Source organism: Catellatospora methionotrophica (assembly GCF_011297335.1).
In the GTDB taxonomy this organism is placed as follows: domain Bacteria; phylum Actinomycetota; class Actinomycetes; order Mycobacteriales; family Micromonosporaceae; genus Catellatospora; species Catellatospora methionotrophica.
The window spans coordinates 92,681-108,537 of sequence record NZ_JAAOTJ010000003.1 but is presented as its reverse complement, the minus strand read 5'-3'; the positions used below and the strand labels follow the sequence as shown (position 1 = coordinate 108,537).

The 15,857-nt window shown below is 68.6% G+C and carries 16 protein-coding genes; 10 read left to right on the top strand and 6 right to left on the bottom strand.

What is annotated here, in order from left to right:
• The first annotated feature begins 2 nt into the window (after positions 1-2).
• From HAV40_RS11215 to HAV40_RS11205, 3 genes are read left to right on the top strand one after another with little or no spacing between them, the layout of a single operon-like run.
• A complete protein-coding gene (locus HAV40_RS11215; RefSeq protein ID WP_166380880.1) occupies positions 3-824 on the top strand; it encodes a Cof-type HAD-IIB family hydrolase in 822 nt (273 codons plus the stop codon).
• Positions 821-2,050 carry a TerD family protein gene (locus HAV40_RS11210; protein ID WP_166380879.1) on the top strand — a complete coding sequence of 410 codons (1,230 nt, stop codon included), beginning with the start codon at positions 821-823 and terminating at the stop codon, positions 2,048-2,050. Before HAV40_RS11215 ends, HAV40_RS11210 begins: the two co-directional genes overlap by 4 nt.
• Before the next feature lie 12 nt (positions 2,051-2,062).
• The gene (locus HAV40_RS11205) at positions 2,063-3,790 is read left to right on the top strand and encodes a TerD family protein (RefSeq protein ID WP_166380878.1); all 1,728 of its coding nucleotides are present in this window, start codon (positions 2,063-2,065) and stop codon (positions 3,788-3,790) included.
• Positions 3,791-3,845: 55 nt separating this feature from the next.
• On the opposite strand, the gene HAV40_RS11200 is transcribed toward HAV40_RS11205, so the two are convergent.
• Together HAV40_RS11200 and HAV40_RS11195 are read right to left on the bottom strand one after the other, a co-directional pair.
• Entirely contained in the window at positions 3,846-4,106 is a 261-nt protein-coding gene (locus HAV40_RS11200; protein ID WP_166380877.1) for a hypothetical protein, read from the bottom strand.
• Positions 4,107-4,124: 18 nt separating this feature from the next.
• Positions 4,125-4,838: a hypothetical protein gene (locus HAV40_RS11195; protein WP_166380876.1), complete on the bottom strand. Its 714-nt coding sequence runs from the start codon at positions 4,836-4,838 to the stop codon at positions 4,125-4,127.
• A gap of 379 nt (positions 4,839-5,217) precedes the next feature.
• On the opposite strand from HAV40_RS11195, the gene pgi reads away from it, so the two are divergent.
• The 7 genes from pgi (at position 5,218) to HAV40_RS11160 (ending at position 12,755) form a co-directional block, all read left to right on the top strand.
• Complete coding sequence (gene pgi / locus HAV40_RS11190; RefSeq protein ID WP_166380875.1) at positions 5,218-6,864, top strand: glucose-6-phosphate isomerase; 1,647 nt, start codon at positions 5,218-5,220, stop codon at positions 6,862-6,864.
• A complete protein-coding gene (gene gnd / locus HAV40_RS11185; protein WP_166380874.1) occupies positions 6,854-7,885 on the top strand; it encodes a phosphogluconate dehydrogenase (NAD(+)-dependent, decarboxylating) in 1,032 nt (343 codons plus the stop codon). Before pgi ends, gnd begins: the two co-directional genes overlap by 11 nt.
• Positions 7,886-8,676: 791 nt before the next feature.
• Complete coding sequence (locus HAV40_RS11180; protein ID WP_166380873.1) at positions 8,677-9,243, top strand: MauE/DoxX family redox-associated membrane protein; 567 nt, start codon at positions 8,677-8,679, stop codon at positions 9,241-9,243.
• Positions 9,244-9,302: 59 nt separating this feature from the next.
• Positions 9,303-9,806, top strand: coding sequence for a TlpA family protein disulfide reductase (locus tag HAV40_RS11175; protein WP_166380872.1), 504 nt, complete (start codon positions 9,303-9,305; stop codon positions 9,804-9,806).
• Positions 9,807-9,814: 8 nt separating this feature from the next.
• Complete coding sequence (locus HAV40_RS11170) at positions 9,815-11,647, top strand: ABC transporter ATP-binding protein (protein WP_166380871.1); 1,833 nt, start codon at positions 9,815-9,817, stop codon at positions 11,645-11,647.
• An 11-nt stretch (positions 11,648-11,658) separates the two neighbouring features.
• On the top strand, positions 11,659-12,156 hold the full coding sequence (locus HAV40_RS11165) for a S26 family signal peptidase (RefSeq protein ID WP_166380870.1): 498 nt from the start codon (positions 11,659-11,661) through the stop codon (positions 12,154-12,156).
• A gap of 98 nt (positions 12,157-12,254) precedes the next feature.
• Positions 12,255-12,755, top strand: coding sequence for a transposase (locus HAV40_RS11160; protein ID WP_166381146.1), 501 nt, complete (start codon positions 12,255-12,257; stop codon positions 12,753-12,755).
• Here the strand turns inward: HAV40_RS11160 and HAV40_RS11155 are convergent.
• The 4 genes from HAV40_RS11155 to HAV40_RS11140 form a co-directional block, all read right to left on the bottom strand.
• On the bottom strand, positions 12,752-13,423 hold the full coding sequence (locus HAV40_RS11155; protein ID WP_239086793.1) for a TOPRIM nucleotidyl transferase/hydrolase domain-containing protein: 672 nt from the start codon (positions 13,421-13,423) through the stop codon (positions 12,752-12,754). The two genes, HAV40_RS11160 and HAV40_RS11155, sit on opposite strands and share 4 nt — an antisense overlap.
• A 231-nt stretch (positions 13,424-13,654) precedes the next feature.
• The gene (locus HAV40_RS11150; protein ID WP_166380869.1) at positions 13,655-14,416 is read right to left on the bottom strand and encodes a hypothetical protein; all 762 of its coding nucleotides are present in this window, start codon (positions 14,414-14,416) and stop codon (positions 13,655-13,657) included.
• Between the two features lie 111 nt (positions 14,417-14,527).
• Complete coding sequence (locus tag HAV40_RS11145) at positions 14,528-14,959, bottom strand: hypothetical protein (RefSeq protein WP_166380868.1); 432 nt, start codon at positions 14,957-14,959, stop codon at positions 14,528-14,530.
• Between the two features lie 65 nt (positions 14,960-15,024).
• Positions 15,025-15,852 carry a DUF1295 domain-containing protein gene (locus HAV40_RS11140; protein WP_166380867.1) on the bottom strand — a complete coding sequence of 276 codons (828 nt, stop codon included), beginning with the start codon at positions 15,850-15,852 and terminating at the stop codon, positions 15,025-15,027.
• Positions 15,853-15,857 lie beyond the last annotated feature (5 nt).

Below are 15,857 nucleotides of genomic sequence, written 5' to 3'. Positions count from 1 at the left end.
CGGTGAACACGATCGTGGCGACCGACCTCGACGGGACGGTCATCTTCTCGCCGCGCACCGGCGGCGACGGCGCGGACCTGATCAGCGTCGACGAGTACCGCGGGCGGTCCTGCGGAGCGATGACCGCGCAGGGTCACCGCGCCTGGGAGCGGCTGGCCCGCACCGGCGCGCTGGTGCCGGTGACCACCCGCACCAGCGCCCAGTACCAGCGCATCCGCCTGCCCGGCCCCGCACCGCGGCTCGCGCTGGTGTGCAACGGCGCGCGGCTGCTGGTCGACGGAGACCCCGACCCGGCCTGGGACCGGCGCGTACGCCGCGCGACGGCGGCCTCCGCGGCACCGTTCGGCACCGTGTGGGCCCACGTCGCCAGTTGGGCGCAGGCGCACCCCTTCACCGACGTCAAGTCGGCCGAGGACTTCTTCGTCTACGCGGTCGCCGCCGAACCGGCGCCGTGGCTGAGCGCCGTCGCCGCCGAGGCCGGCAGGTGGGCCGAGCCGCGCGGATGGCGGGTGTCGCTGCAAGGACGCAAGCTCTACCTCGTACCCACCGTGCTGGACAAGGCGTGGGCGGTGGCCGGTGTAGCCGAACGGCTGGCTGCCGACAGGGTCGTCGCCGGTGGAGACTCGCTGCTGGACGAGGGGATGCTGCTGGCCGCCGACCGGGCGGTGCGTCCGGCCCACGGAGAGCTGCACACGGCCGGGTTCCGCGCGCCGCACTGCCACACCACGGCGACCAGCGGCGCGGCCGCCGGCGCGGAGATCTCGGCCTGGTACCTGAGCCAACTCGATGACGGCAAGCACTCGCATCCGAAGGAGATGTTATGAGCACAACCTTGGTCAAGGGGCAGAACATGCCGGTGCCGACCGGCCAGCTGCAGGTGACGGTCGAGACCAGTACGCCCGCCGATCTGTCGGCGCTGCTGGTCACCTCCAGCGGCAAGGTGCGCTCCGACGCGGACTTCGTGTTCTACAACCAGCCCGACGGGCCGGGTGTCTCGGTCCGCCAGATTCCCGGCAGCACCGCCTGGAAGATCGACCTCAACCTGCCCGCCGTGCCGAACGACATCGACAAGGTCCGGATCGTGGTGAGCCTCGACGGCACCGGGACCCGGTTCGGGCAGTACGGGCCCCCCATGGCGCGGGTGACCGACGGCGGCGGCGCCGAGATCGCGGCCTACCAGATCACCGGCCTGGCCACGGAGAGCATCGTCGTGGCGATCGAGGTGTACCGGCGTGAAGGCGCCTGGAAGGCGCGCGCGGTCGGCCAGGGCTACGCCGGCGGCCTCGACGAACTGATCTCCGACCACGGTGTCGTGGTCGACCAGCCGGCCGCGCCCACCGCACCGCCGGCCGCGCCGCCGACGATCCCCGCGGCCCGCCCGGCTCCCGTCGCCGCCGCACCGTTCGCCCCTGCACCCGCCGCCCCCGCACCCGCGGCGCCGCCCGCGATGCAGACCACCGGGCGTCCCGGCGCACCGGTCAGCCTGGTCAAGGGACAGCGCGTCTCACTGGCCAAGCAGAACGGCTCGACGCTCACCATGGTGCGCATGGGCCTGGGCTGGGACCCGCTCAAGAAGAAGAGCATGTTCGGCAGCCGCGAGGTCGACATCGACCTCGACGCCACGGCGATCATGTTCGCCGACCGGCAGCCGGTCGACCTGGTCTTCTACAACCAGCTGCGGTCCAAGGACGGCTCGGTGATGCACACCGGCGACAACCGCACCGGCGACGGCGACGGCGACGACGAGTCGGTCATCCTCGACCTCGCCCGCGTCCCGGCCCACGTCACCTCGATCATCTTCATCGTGACGTCGTACAAGGGCCACACCTTCACCCAGGTCGCCAACGCGTTCTGCCGCCTGGTCGACGAGACCACCCGCACCGAACTCGCCCGCTACACGCTGTCGGGTGGCAGTGCGGCGACCGGCATGGTGATGGCCAAGCTCTACCGCGACGCCTCCGGCTGGAAGATGCACGCCATCGGCGAGCCGATCCACGCCAAGAACCCGATGGAAGCACTGCCGGTGCTCAACCACTTCGTCTCGGCCTGACCAGGCCGCACGATGTCGATAGCGCTGGCAAAGGGCCAGAACACCACACTGTCCGACCCGTCGCTGCAGGTCACGGTCGACGTCGCGGGCACGATGGAGCTCTGCGCCCTGCTGCTGTCGACGACGGGTCGCGTACGCGCGCACACCGACCTGGTGTGCGCCGCGTCGCCCGTCGCCGACGGTGTTTCCTGGCACGCGGCCACCGTGGACGTGCCGTCGCACCTCACCATCGCGCTGGACGTCGTGCCCGCCGACGTCGCCCGGGTGCTGGCGGTCGTGAGCATCGACGCCGCCGCCCACAGCCTCGCCGTCGCCCCGACGGCACGGGTGCACACCGGCGGCGGGGGTGAGCTGTTCACCTTCACAATGACCGGTCTATGCGGCGAGCGCGCACTGATCGCCTGGGAGTTCTACCGGCGAGACGGCGCCTGGAAACTACGCGCGGTAGGCCAGGGCTACGACGGCGGACTGCCCGAACTGGCGCTCGCCCACGGTGCCACGGCACCTGCCGCACCTGCGGCACCTGCGGCACCTGCCGTATCCAGCAGGGCCCACCGCGGTCTGCGCGCCCCGGGCGAAACCGCGGGTCCGGCAGGCGCGCAGCCCCCGGCGCCGGCCCCACAGGCCTGGTCGGGCCCCGGCTTGGGAACCGGCGTGGCCGGCTCCGGGGCACTGGTCGACGCCCAGGCTGAGGAGCAGCTCTACGACCTGTCGTGGAGCATCTACGAGGACGCGGCGCGCTCGACGGCCGCGTACAAATCGGCGACCTCCTACGCCGAGCAGCGGCGCGACGACGAGCTCAGTGCGGTGTTCGCCGACCCCGCGACGCGTAACTCGCCGCTCACCCACGCCAAGCAGGCGACCGCGGAGAGCCGCTACGACGATCTCGTCCGCCGTGCAGAGGCCGACTACCGCCGCGACATGGGCCAACTCCTCGGCGAGGTGCGTGAACTGCGGGCCTCGCTCCCGCCGACGATGGCGCACTGGGACAGCCACGTCTGGCGCGGCTGGAACCCGCCGACCAGGAACGCCGTCGCCGTCCGCGTCGGCGACCTCTACGGCGGTGACGCGCCCGAGCTGCTGCTGCCCATGCTGGTCCGGCTGCCCCTGACCACACCCCTGTGGATCGACTCCGGGTCGGGCAACCGCGACGCCGCCCGTGCCGCGGCGCGGGCGCTGATGATCCGGCTGCTGGCCTCGTGCCCGCCGGGCGGGATCACCATCCACGTCGGCGATCCCGTGGGCGCCGGGGCGGCGCTGCGCAGCCTCGCGCCCCTGACCGGCTCAGCGGCGGGCATGGGCGTCGGCGGTTCAGCCGACACCCCGCAGCAGCTCGCCGAGCTGCTGAACACCCTCGTGGCCAGGGTCGACCTGACCCGGATGGCGCGCGGCGGCAACGCGATGGACATGCTCGCCGTGCGCGAGACGCCCGCACAGCACGTGCTGGTGCTGCACGACTTCCCGTACGGCCTGGACGAGCGTGCGGTGGGCCAGCTCCGGTACCTGCTGGAGCTGGGCCCGATGGCGGGCGTGGGCGTGGTGGTGGTCGCCGATCCGGCCGACGTGATCGGGGCGAGCCCGCTGATCTCGGTGATGTGGCAGGCGTTCCTGCGGTTGTCGGCCGTGCCCGACGACCACATCGGCGATCCCTGGGTGGGCCTGCGGTGGACCTACGTACCCGACGTCGTCGGCGATCCCGGGGCCATGCAGCAGGTCCTGGCACGGCTGGCGACCGGCTGACGACGCATCCCCGTGCCTGGAGACGAACCTGTTCCCAGGCACGGGGATGCGTCGCTCAGCGCGTTTCGATGTCGCCGCCAGCCTGATTGATGATGGCGTTGCCGTCCGCGACGGCGGACTGCGTGACATCTGCTCGCTGCGGCTGCTGCTCGGAGTCGCGGGTCAGATGCCACGTCCACACCGCGATCAGGAAGCTGCCGATGCCGGCCAGCCAGCTGACGACCTCCAGGCCTCCGGCGCCGGCGAACACGGCGGCCGCGACGCACACGGCTATGAGCAGGCCACCGGTGATCCGGCGCTTGACGCGAGTAGTCATGGTGGGACCTCGCCGGGCTCAGTAGTTCTGCCTGGCGATGACGTCGCCGACGCGGGCGCTGGGCTGTTGGCCGCAGCTGTAGTCCACGTTCAGGCGGGCCATGGGATTACCCGCCCCGGATGCGCCCTTCGCGATCCCGATGGACTTCACGGCGTGCTCGCGCTCCTCGGTCGAGGCCAGCAGGTAGTCGCCGCAACTGCTGTCCTCGGTGATCACCGTTGACGAGGAAGAGCCACCGATGAAAGAGATGATCTTCACGGCCCCGAACCCGCCGACGATGAGCAGGACAGCGATCACCGCGATGACCGCCAGCGGCCCGCCGAAGCTGGTCCTGCGGCTGTTGTCGTGGCGGATGTCACGACCGGCCTGGTTCACCTGCGCGTTGCCGCTGGCCGTGGCCTGCTGGTGAAGGGAAGCGGGCTGGGGCAGCGGCTGGCCCGACGCGGTGACGAAGTTGCGCACCCGCGTCTCGGCTGAGGAGTCGGCGTACATGAACTCTTCCAGGCGCGCCTGCCAGGTCGCTTCGACCGCGCTGCGCTCGGCCGTGCCCGACAGCAGCGACGCCCGCGAATCGTCCAGGGTCTGCGCCATCTGCGACTCGCGGGCGGCATTGTTGCGGCCGAGCAGGTTGACGGCGAACGTGCGGGTCAGCGCCCACTGCTCGGACTGCATGTCCTGCACCAGCGCCCGGCTGGCGACGGTGGCTAGCTCGCGGGTAGTGCTCTGCGACATCTGAACCTGCTCCCATGCCGTCGGGTCCGGTGCGACGCATGTTATCGACGGGCGCCGACGCCTGACAGGCTCATTTCGGCCGCCGATGTGAACCCGCATCGCATAGCGGACGCGACCTCGGACCGTTGCACGTTCACCCCCGCCGAACAGGACGCCAGGCCTAATCCTTTCGGGGTCGTGCGGTAGGACTGCTTGCCTGACCAACCGCCGCAGCCAGGCCGACCCGGCGACCGGGGCTGCCGGGCCGGCACCTTCTGCCGACCCGACCCGGAGAACGACGTCACGGCAGGTAGCTGGTCAAGTACTCTTCGGATGAGCGGTCGGGGCTCTGCACGCGCTTGCGGCCCTCGCTGCGACCTGGCCAAGGAAGGAACAGGACGTGCCGATCCCGCCGCTGCGTGAGCGCCCCGCCTACGCCGCCCTCGCCGAGCACCACACGCAGCTGCAGCACCGCCACCTGCGGGACCTGTTCGCCGAGGACGCCCAGCGCGGTGAGCGCCTGTCCGCCGAGGCGGCCGGGCTCTACCTCGACTACTCCAAGAACCGCGTCACCGACCAGACGCTGCGGCTGCTGTTCGACCTGGCCGAGCAGTCACAGCTGCAACAGGGCCGGGACATGATGTTCGCCGGAGACCGGATCAACGTCTCGGAGAACCGTTCGGTGCTGCACGTCGCCCTGCGGATGCCCAGAGACGCGTCGCTGACCGTGGACGGCGTCGACGTCGTCGCCCAGGTCCACGAGGTCCTGGACCGGATGGCCGACTTCGCGAACAAGATCCGCACCGGTGCGTGGCTCGGCCACACCGGCCGGCCGATCCGCAACATCGTCAACATCGGCATCGGCGGCTCCGACCTCGGACCCGTCATGGCGTACGAGGCACTGCGCCACTACACCGACCGCGACCTGACGTTCCGGTTCGTCTCCAACGTCGACGCCACCGACTTCGTCGAAGCGACCCGCGACCTCGACGCCGAACAGACCCTGTTCATCGTCTCGTCGAAGACCTTCGGCACCCTGGAGACCCTCACCAACGCCACCTCCGCCCGCGACTGGCTGATCGCCCGGCTCGGCGACCCCGCCGCCGTCGCCAAACACTTCGTCGCCGTGTCCACCAACGCCGAACGCGTCGCCCAGTTCGGCATCGACACCGCCAACATGTTCGGCTTCTGGGACTGGGTCGGCGGCCGCTACTCGGTGGACTCCGCCATCGGCCTGTCCACCATGGTCGCCCTGGGCCCCGAGCAGTTCGGCGAACTGCTGGCCGGTTTCCACGCCATGGACGAGCACTTCCGCACCGCCCCCCTCGACCGTAACCTGCCCGCGCTGATGGGCCTGCTCACCGTCTGGAACGTCGACTTCCTCGGCGCGCAGTCGATCGGCGTCATGCCCTACGAGCAGTACCTCAAACGTTTCCCCGCCTACCTGCAGCAGCTGACCATGGAGTCCAACGGCAAACACGTCACCCTCGACGGCACCACCGTGGACTACCAGACCGGCCCGGTGTACTGGGGCGAACCCGGCACCAACGGCCAGCACAGCTTCTACCAGCTCCTGCACCAGGGAACCCGGCTCATCCCGGTCGACCTCATCGGGTTCGGGCGCAGCCTCAACCCGCTGCGCGACCACCACGACATCCTCACCTCCAACGTCTTCGCCCAGGCCCAGGCGCTCGCGTTCGGCAAGACCGAGCAGGAGATCCTCGCTGAAGGAACGTCGCCCGACGTCGCACCGCACCGCGTCATGCAGGGCAACCGTCCCAGCAACGTGCTGCTCGCCGAGACCCTGACCCCGCGGATCCTCGGCGCGCTCGTCGCCCTGTACGAGCACAGCGTCTTCACCCAGGGCACGATCTGGGGCATCGACTCCTTCGACCAGTGGGGCGTCGAACTCGGCAAGGTCCTCGCCGTGGCGATCATCCCCGAACTGGGCGGAACCGAACCCGCGCTGAACCACGACTCGTCGACCAACACCCTGATCCGACGCTACCGGGCACTCAAAGGCGGGGGAGACCACGATGGCCACTGACCGGCCCATGCAGCTCGGCATGATCGGACTCGGCCGGATGGGCGCCAACCTCGTCCGGCGGCTCATGCGCGACGGACACCGCTGCGTCGTCTACGACGTCGACGCCGACGCGATCAGGCAACTCGAAGCCGAAGGCGCGACCGGCGCCACCTCCCTGCAGGACTTCGCCGCGAAACTCGACCCACCCCGCGCCGCCTGGCTCATGCTGCCCACCGCGATCGTCGACGCCACCCTCACCCAGCTCGTCCCGCTGCTCGCACCCGGCGACACCATCATCGACGGCGGCAACTCCTACTACCGCGACGACATCACCCGCGCCAAGCAGCTCGCCACCCAGGGCATCCACTACGTCGACTGCGGCACCAGCGGCGGCGTATGGGGCCTGGAACGCGGCTACTGCCTCATGATCGGCGGGCAGGTCGAGGCCGTGAACCACCTCGACCCCATCTTCAAGACCATCGCCCCCGGCAAGGGAGACGTCGAACCCACCCCGAGCCGCACCCGCACCGACGGCACCGCCCCCGAGGGCTACCTGCACTGCGGTCCCAACGGCGCCGGCCACTTCGTCAAAATGGTCCACAACGGCGTCGAGTACGGCATGATGGCCGCCATCGCCGAAGGACTCAGCGTCATCAAACACGCCGACGCCGGCAAGCAGACCCGCACCGTCGACGCCGAGACAACCCCACTGCGCGACCCCGAGGCCTACCAGTACGACATCGACGTCGGCGAGGTCGCCGAAGTCTGGCGGCGCGGCTCGGTCGTCGGCTCATGGCTGGTCGACCTGACCGCCGACGCGTTCGCGCGCTCACCCGAACTCGACGACTTCACCGGGCGGGTCTCCGACTCCGGCGAAGGCCGCTGGACCGTGCTCGCCGCACTCGACGAGGGCGTTCCGGCATCGGTCATCACCACCGCGCTGTACGAACGGTTCGAGTCACGCCAGCTCGGCGAGTTCACCGACCGGATCCTGTCGGCGATGCGCAGCGAATTCGGCGGCCACGCCGAAAAGAAGCCCTGACGGCGGTTTGGTCGGTTGCGGGGGTGGTGTCGCCCTCAGTTGCCAGTGGAAGGCCCCGCTCGCCATAGACAACGCTATTCAGCAGCGGTGACTGCCATGCTCGTCGGCGTTCTCATAGCCCTTTCAGGGTCACGTGCTCGTGGTTGCATATAATCCTCCTGTTTGGAGGCAAGTTATCACAGCGTCGGGCGGCAAGTGGCCCCGAACATTCGTCGTGACTCATCCTCAGAAGCATATCTGCTGGTGGCAGGCTACTTGAATAAATTTCGCGAGCCAGCTCATCGTCGGACGTGGATAGATCAACGATCTTCGTGGAACCGGTCGAGCGCCTTTGTTGCACAATGCAAATACTTTTATTTGCGTATTGCAACTATATTTAGGTATTGACATATCCGTCGGTCAGAGGCGAGAGTGGCTCTTGGCACGCATGTGCTGAATCGTGGCAGAGAAAGGGGGATAACATGCTACGAATGCTCGAATCAGTTGGCGATCGCCTGCTGGCTATGGTCGTTCCTCGTGTCGAGGCTTCGGCCGACCCGGGTTGTGAATGCGCCGGTCAGGCCGGCAAGGTCACCACCCCGTACTGCGGCTGTCGCGCCTGCGGCGCAGGCTCGTTCGGCACCCGGTACTACGACCGCTGCGAATGCGACGGATGTCACTGGTATTGCAGGGGAACCTGCCAGCCCAGCTACCCCACCGTCTGCATCTGCTAGCCGGTCACGGCTCCGTGACCGGTCGGTCGCGGAGCCGTCACCATCCATTCGCGCATACGGTTTGGAAGGGTTCGTGACATGGGGGAACTCTGGACGGTCGGTGCACGCTGCGCAATCATCGTGGTGTTCACCGTTTCCGTGGTCGGCAAGGTGCGCACCCGCGCGGCGTTCTCCGAATTCACCGACTCCCTGTACGGGTTCGGGCAGCCCACCGCAGCCGCGGCCCGCCTGCTGGCCGCGGCCACCGTGCTTGCCGAGGCGGCCATCGTCGGCCTGACCGTGCTCTCCGCGACATTTCGCTGGGGACTGCTCATCGCCGCAGGCGTGCTCCTGGTCTTCGTAGTCGCCATCGTACGAGCGCTCCGGCGCGGTCTCGCACCGAGCTGCCGCTGCTTCGGCAGCGGCGTCTCCCGGATGAGCCGCATACACGTAGTACGCAACCTGCTGCTCACCGTGATTGCGCTCACCGGCCTACTCACCGCGGCCATCGGCACGCGAGCAGCCCTCAACCCGGCTGGCGCAGGCCTGGCCGTGTGCTGCGGCGCAATGGCCGCGGTCGTGCTCATCCACCTGGACGACATCGCGGCGCTCTTCGCGTCCGAGCAAACGGGCACCACGCGCCGCCGTGCCGATCACTCATCCTAGGAGGAACACATATGCCATATCTCATCGCCGCTGTCGTCTTCGTCGGCGTGATCTGCACCGTGGATCTCGTCCTGACCCTCGGCGTAATCAAGCGTCTGCGTACTCACTCCGAGCTTCTGGCCGACAGGGGTGGCAGCCACTCCGACGCCGCCGCCGAGATGATGGCGCCCAAGGGGTCGACGGTGGGGGGATTCTCGGCCGTCACGCTCGATGGCGACGCCGTCGCACTGGACCTGCTCGAAGGTCCGACGCTCGTCGGTTTCTTCTCACCGACCTGCGAACCGTGCAAAGAGCAGGCCCCGGAGTTCGTGAAGTTCGCCGAGGCAATGCCGGGCGGCAAGGCACGGGTGATCGCCGTGGTCGTCGGGGACGCCGACCTGGCCACCGAGTTCGCCCGGCCGATGGTCGACGCGGCCAAGGTCGTCGTGGAGTCCGGCAACGGGCCGCTCGCGAAAGCATTCCAGGTCGACGCCTTCCCCGCGGTAGGGCTGGTCGACGAGCACGGCGTGGTGCTGGACTCCAGCTACCGCGTCGAACGGCTGACGGCGCTCGCGGCGTTCTGACGCTGGGCATGGACACGACGACGCGCACCCCCGGGGGGATGCGACAAGCGCTGCTGCTGGTATGGCGTGCCGCCAGCGGCAGCGCGGCCGTCCAGGTGCTCTCGGCCCTACTGGCAGGCGTGCTGCCGATCGGGCTCGCGTGGTTGAGCAAACTGGTGATAGACGGGATCGCGGCAGGCGACAGGGACCTGCGGCGGCTGCTCGGCCTCGCGGTGGCGATGGCCGTTGCCGGGCTGCTGGCCGCGATGATTCCCTACCTGATGCAGTACGCGGCCGCGCAGATGGGACGGGCCATCGTGCTGGTCGCCCAGGAAGCGCTCGCGAGGTCGGTCAAGCGCCTGAGCGGCCTCGCCCGGCTCGAAGACCCGGTCTTCTACGACCAGCTCCGGATGGCCACCCAGGCCGGCCGGGGCGGCCCTTCGACGATCTTCACCGCGCTGCTGGCTATCGGGCAGGGGCTGGTCACCACCTTCGGGTTCCTGACCGCGCTGATCGTGCTCAACCCATGGTTGATGTTGCTCGCACTCATCGCCGCCGTGCCGACCATCCTGCTCCAACTGGACCTGTCACGGCGGCGCACGGCGATGATCTGGCGCCTGAGCCGGGTGGAACGTCGGGAGATGTTCTACGAGGGCCTGCTCACCCGGATGGACGCCGCCAAGGAGATCCGCCTTTTCGGCCTCGCGGACTTCTTCATCCTGCGGATGCTGCGCGAGCTCATGGCCATCCATCGCGAGCAGCGGCAGATGGACCGCCGCGAACTGAGCTCGCACGGCACGATGGCCGTGCTGGGCGCCCTGGTCGCGGGTGCCACCATCGTCTGGGCGGTGCTGTCGGCCGGCGCCGGCCGACTCAGCGTCGGCGACATAGCGATCGTCGTCGCCGCCTCCGGGGGCGTGGTCGGCGGCCTGTCGGGAGCCATCGACCGTATCGGCGCACTGCACCAGGCGCTTGCCCTTTTCGATCATTATCGGACTGTGGTCGCCGCACCACCGGATCTCTCGGCCCCGGCCCGGACCACGGCCGTGGAGCCGCTCCGTCACGGCATCGAGTTCTGTGACGTCTGGTTCCGGTACTCCGCCGAGCATCCATGGGTTCTCAACGGGGTCAACCTGCACATTCCGGCAGGCAAGGCGCTCGGGCTCGTCGGGCTCAACGGTGCCGGCAAGAGCACCTTGATCAAGCTGCTCTGCCGGTTCTACGATCCGGTCCGCGGCAGCATCCGATGGGACGGCGTGGACATTCGTGACTTTCCCGTAGAGGAGCTACGGTTGCGGATCGGCGCTGTCTTCCAGGACTTCATGACATATGACCTGTCGGCCGCCGAGAACATCGGGCTCGGCGACCTGGCACAGTTGTCCGACCGGCGCAGCATCATCGCTGCGGCGACCAGCGCCGACATACACGAGGTTGTCGACAACCTGCCAAAGGGCTACGAGACGTTGCTGAGCCGCACGTTCCCCGACGACGACCCGAACACCGCCGGGGTGTCGCTGTCCGGCGGCCAGTGGCAGCGGATCGCGCTCGCCCGAGGGTTCCTGCGGCAGAACCTGGACCTGCTCATCCTGGACGAGCCCTCGTCGGGGCTGGACGCAGAGGCCGAGTACCAGATCCATCGCCGGCTGCACACGCTTCGCACGGGCCGCACCAGCGTACTGATCTCCCACCGGCTGAACACCATCCGTGACGCCGACTCGATCGCTGTGATCGAGGGGGGCCGTGTGGTGGAACAGGGCAACCACGACGCACTCATAGAAGGTGGCGGTTCATACGCTCGCCTGTTCATGCGCCAGGCGCAGGGTTATCTTGTCGACGTGCCCGCCACGTCTGGGCTGGACTGAGGCAGAAGACCATGTGGGTGCTGATAGGTGCGATGGTACTGGTCGCCGTGATGGTGCTGATTCTCGCGAACCGGTTCCTGGTGGCGGCAGCGGTAACGGGGCGGTCGATGCTGCCGGCATACAGGGAGGGCGACCTCGTGCTGGTGGTCAGGAGATTCGGGACGGCCCACCTGCGTATCGGACAGGTGGTGGTGGTCCGCCGCCCACGCGTGAACACCGCACCACCAGCCCGTGACACGGTAGGCGACGCCGATCCTCGCCGCCTCATGCTCAAACGGGTGTTGGCACTGCCCGGAGACCCCGTGCCGCGCGCGTCGGTACCCGCACTCGCCGACCGCCCGGAAACGGTCGTGCCACCAGGGATGATGGTGCTGGTCGGCGACAACGCCACGGCGAGTTACGACTCCCGCCAGATCGGCTACTTCCCGGCGAGCTGGCTGATCGGCGTGGCGGTACGCAAACTGCGCAGCGCTCAGGGTCCGCTGTTGACACCCACTGCGCGCACCTAGCGCATGTGTCGAAGTCGTTAGGTGTCGATGATCGATAAGGAGTGAGGTCTCCGGTAAAGGGCTCAGCGACCAAGCAGAACCTGTATACCGGAGACCTCGTGGCTACCTTAACGGTGACGAGGCGGCACGATCTCACCGACGCGCAGTGGGCGGTCCTGGAGCCGTTGCTACCGGCAGGCGCGCGGGTGGGTCGGCCGTCGGCATGGACGAAACGGCAGCTCATCGACGGTATCCGGTGGCGTGTCCGGGTAGGTGCGCCGTGGCGCGACGTACCTGACTGCTACGGATCCTGGCACAAGGCATACAGCAGCCGTGCCAACCGCGACCTGTTGCGTCGACGCGGGATCAATGCCACCTTCCCGACCCGGGCAAACCGGGCCGGCCACCGCCGTCGACGCGGCCAGGCCGGTGGCCGGCCACCACCGATGTTCGACCCGGTCGCCTACCGGCAGCGTCACGCTGTCGAGTGCGGCATCAACCGGCTCAAACGCCACCGCGCCATGGCCACCTGCTACGACAAGCTCGCCGTCCGGTACCTCGCCACGATCCACATCACGGCGATCAACGAGTGGCTACACGCACTTCGATACACGACCTAGTCGGCGGTTCCGTCGAGCAGCGCGGCAAGCGGAGCGGGCAGAGCGTCGGTGGACAGCGCCGCTTCGGTGAGCAGCCGGGCGTAGCGCAGGTTGCGGTGCGAGCCCGCGCGCAGGAACCGCCACAGCTGCCGCTCGGGATCCTGGCCGCGCCAGGCCGGCTGGCCCTGCAACGTGCGGAACGATCCCAGATCACCCTGCGAGGCGAACAGGGCCTCGACCCCGGTGACGCCCACCGCGCGCAGCAACTCCTGCTCGAGGTCGTCGACGCAGACGTGGAAACCCAGGCGCGCCATGTCGGCGCGCGTGCCCGGCGAGCCGAGGCCCGCGGCGGTCAGTGCCCGCCGGAAGATCTCCTCCTCGCGTACGTCGCACAGCCCGCCCAGGCGCAGCCGGGTCGCCAGCGGGCCGAGCTCGGTCAGGAAACGGCCGATGGCGTGCGCCCCGCCGATCGGCACGACGACGACACGCTCGGCGACCAGATCACGGCCACGGCCCGCCGCGGCGGTCTCCACGGCGATCTGGTCGCTGACCCCCTCGACCAGGATCAGCCCCGCAGCATCGGCGATCCTCGCCTGGGCACCGGCGAGCGCCCGGTTGGTGGCGTCCGGGCCGCTGTCGTAGCCGTCCAGCGCCCGGCGGGCGAGTTCACGGCGTCTGGCGAGTTCCATGGCGGGTTCCGTTGCTGGTGGGGTCAGCTCGCTCGGAGCAGACCGCCCGTCACCGGTCGGAGACCGGCAGACGAGTGGCGGGTCCTCGCCGCCATCATCGTCCGCAGCGCAGTCCGGCGACAACACGTTTACCAGGTCGTCCGACTGCCGGTCGCAGGTTCGCCGACGCTGGCCGGTGCCGCGGGCAGTCCACAGTTCGCGGCGTGGCCGCAGCGACCGGGCGGACGTCCGTCACAGGAGCTGGCAGACGCTCTGTTGAGGACGACGCTGAATGGCGAACAAATAATTGTATGCAGTGCTGAACGCGGTGCATTCGTCGTAGGAGATCTTCTCCACCGACTGGCCGAAGTTCGGTGTCTTGTCGATGAGCCGCTGCCGAAGGGCCTCCCCGGCCTCCTCGGTCTCCTCGATGCTCACGCCGAGATCGCCGTATGCCTGCTGGCCACCCGCAGCCGGGTAGAGCAATTCCTGTCCCTTTGCCTGGTATTCCTGCAGCCGGTGGTATAGGTGATTCTTCACGTCGTCTGACCAGACGGAGGCGCCTTTGATGTACACCATGGTGTAGACCACGGGACCAGACACCACGATCATGAAGAAGTACGGCCTGTCCCTGTAGGACTCGAACGTCAGCAGGTCCTCGACCGAGTGAGGGCAGTACCCACCCTGGTATCCGATGGACGCCGACGGGTGGGCGTGTACGAAGCCGAAGCAGTTCGGGTCGTCGATCCCGGCCATCAGCGTCGGGTTGATCGAGTTGCGGTTGCCGGTGATGGTGGCACCGTGGACGAACGTGCCCGATGCTGGGTCGAAGGTCAGGGCATGCCCGGATTCCAGGGCCTTCGTCTCGGTGAAGGCGTACAACTCGTCGAACTTCGCGAGCATGTCCTCCGGGAAGATCAGGCCGGATGGTTTCGGCGTAGGCCCTTTGCGCAGGGCGGTCAGGTAGTCGGTGAGGGTGACTGAACCGTCGGGGGCCAGTTGATCGGGTTGCATCGGATCTCCTCTGCGGTACGCGCCGGAATGGAATCGCGCTACCGGTGAGAGGGCGCTCCCGCCGCCGTTAGTACATCGCGCCGGATATCCGACGCATGCGCGGCAGCGTACCTACTGCTCCTGCCCGTCCAAGACTCGTTGCCACTCGCCGATCAGGCCGATCGCGAGCGATTCGTCCATGCGACCTTCCTCGACCCAGCCGATCGCTTCCCCTGCGAAATCAACAGCGAACGACACCTGACGCTCGCCGGAGATCCGGCAGATCTCCCCGAGGAGTTCCTTTGCCTCGTTGAGGTGGGCGCGGTCGATCGTGCGGTCCAGGTCGCCGCCCCAGGGTGGCCGGGCGGTGTAGACCGACAGCGCCAACCCCAGCGACCGGCCCTCGCGACCGGCTGGTTCGTCGGACAGCTCAGGCGGCCCCAGGACCCATTGGCGGTGGCTGGCCAGCCGCTGAGACGACGCGTGCATCGCATCGGCGACCGGTGCGGTCACTGGTGCCTGCACCGTGGCGATCAGACGGTCGATCGGATGGTGTTCTCGCATCAAGGGCTCCAACGAGACCGCATAGTTGTCGATGCCAGCGTGGTCCAACCTCGGTGTCAGGGCGCTCAGGCTTGGTCTGCGGGCGCTGGTGCGTCGCTGCGGGGCGGCCAGGGGACGATCGGCGAGGTCGTCGCCCGGTAGCGGGCGTATTCGGGGTAGCGGGACAGGGTGATGGACTCCGTGAAGATCGTCGAGCCGACGAACAGCGCGGTCAGCAGGACCGGTCCTAGGATCGTCCACTGCAGCGACGACCCGGCTGCGACGGCTCCGAAGCCGAATACCACCCACCACTGCGCCTGCTCGAAGAAGTAGTTCGGGTGGCGCGAGTAGCGGAACAGCCCGCTGCGCATGAACCGCGACGGCGGCACGCGGCCCTCGGCGAGCGCCGCCTGCTTGTCGCGGTGGAAGTTCCACTGCTGCTGGTCGGCGACGGTCTCCCCGGCCAGCAGCCCCAGGAACACGAGCGCGAGCACGGCGTCGACCGGGCCGAATCCGCCGCGGTGGGTCAGCATCGTGTACGCGGGCAGCGCGATCAGCAACAGGATGATGTTCTGGTACACCGTGATGAACAGCAGGTTGAACAGCTGGAACTGCCACCGTGCCAGCCGGGCGCGCAGGATCGGCCAGCGGTAGTCCTCACCGCCGGGGGCGTACCCGCCGCGCCGCGCGAAGTTGAACGTCAGCCGCGCACCCCACAGCAGCACCAGCGCCGCGACGACGTTCAGCCGGAGGTCGGCGAAGCCAGCCGCGGCGGCGAAGACGCCGACGTAGACGACAGGGATGATCGACCAGATCCGGTCCACCCACGAGTGCTCGTCGGTGATCAGGGAAGCGATCCACGTCGCGGCACAGGTCCCGGCGCAGATCCACAGGCAGACGATGACAGCGTCCATGATCG

Bases quoted from the DNA above. Each gene is read 5' to 3' on its own strand.
- HAV40_RS11195 (WP_166380876.1), bottom strand. From the start codon at position 4,838: ATGTCGCAGAGCACTACCCGCGAGCTAGCCACCGTCGCCAGCCGGGCG.
- HAV40_RS11180 (WP_166380873.1), top strand. From the start codon at position 8,677: ATGGGGGAACTCTGGACGGTCGGTGCACGCTGCGCAATCATCGTGGTG.
- HAV40_RS11200 (WP_166380877.1), bottom strand. From the start codon at position 4,106: ATGACTACTCGCGTCAAGCGCCGGATCACCGGTGGCCTGCTCATAGCC.
- HAV40_RS11145 (WP_166380868.1), bottom strand. From the start codon at position 14,959: ATGCGAGAACACCATCCGATCGACCGTCTGATCGCCACGGTGCAGGCA.
- gnd (WP_166380874.1), top strand. From the start codon at position 6,854: ATGGCCACTGACCGGCCCATGCAGCTCGGCATGATCGGACTCGGCCGG.
- HAV40_RS11205 (WP_166380878.1), top strand. From the start codon at position 2,063: ATGTCGATAGCGCTGGCAAAGGGCCAGAACACCACACTGTCCGACCCG.
- HAV40_RS11155 (WP_239086793.1), bottom strand. From the start codon at position 13,423: ATGGAACTCGCCAGACGCCGTGAACTCGCCCGCCGGGCGCTGGACGGC.
- HAV40_RS11210 (WP_166380879.1), top strand. From the start codon at position 821: ATGAGCACAACCTTGGTCAAGGGGCAGAACATGCCGGTGCCGACCGGC.
- HAV40_RS11170 (WP_166380871.1), top strand. From the start codon at position 9,815: ATGGACACGACGACGCGCACCCCCGGGGGGATGCGACAAGCGCTGCTG.
- HAV40_RS11140 (WP_166380867.1), bottom strand. From the start codon at position 15,852: ATGGACGCTGTCATCGTCTGCCTGTGGATCTGCGCCGGGACCTGTGCC.
- HAV40_RS11165 (WP_166380870.1), top strand. From the start codon at position 11,659: ATGTGGGTGCTGATAGGTGCGATGGTACTGGTCGCCGTGATGGTGCTG.
- HAV40_RS11150 (WP_166380869.1), bottom strand. From the start codon at position 14,416: ATGCAACCCGATCAACTGGCCCCCGACGGTTCAGTCACCCTCACCGAC.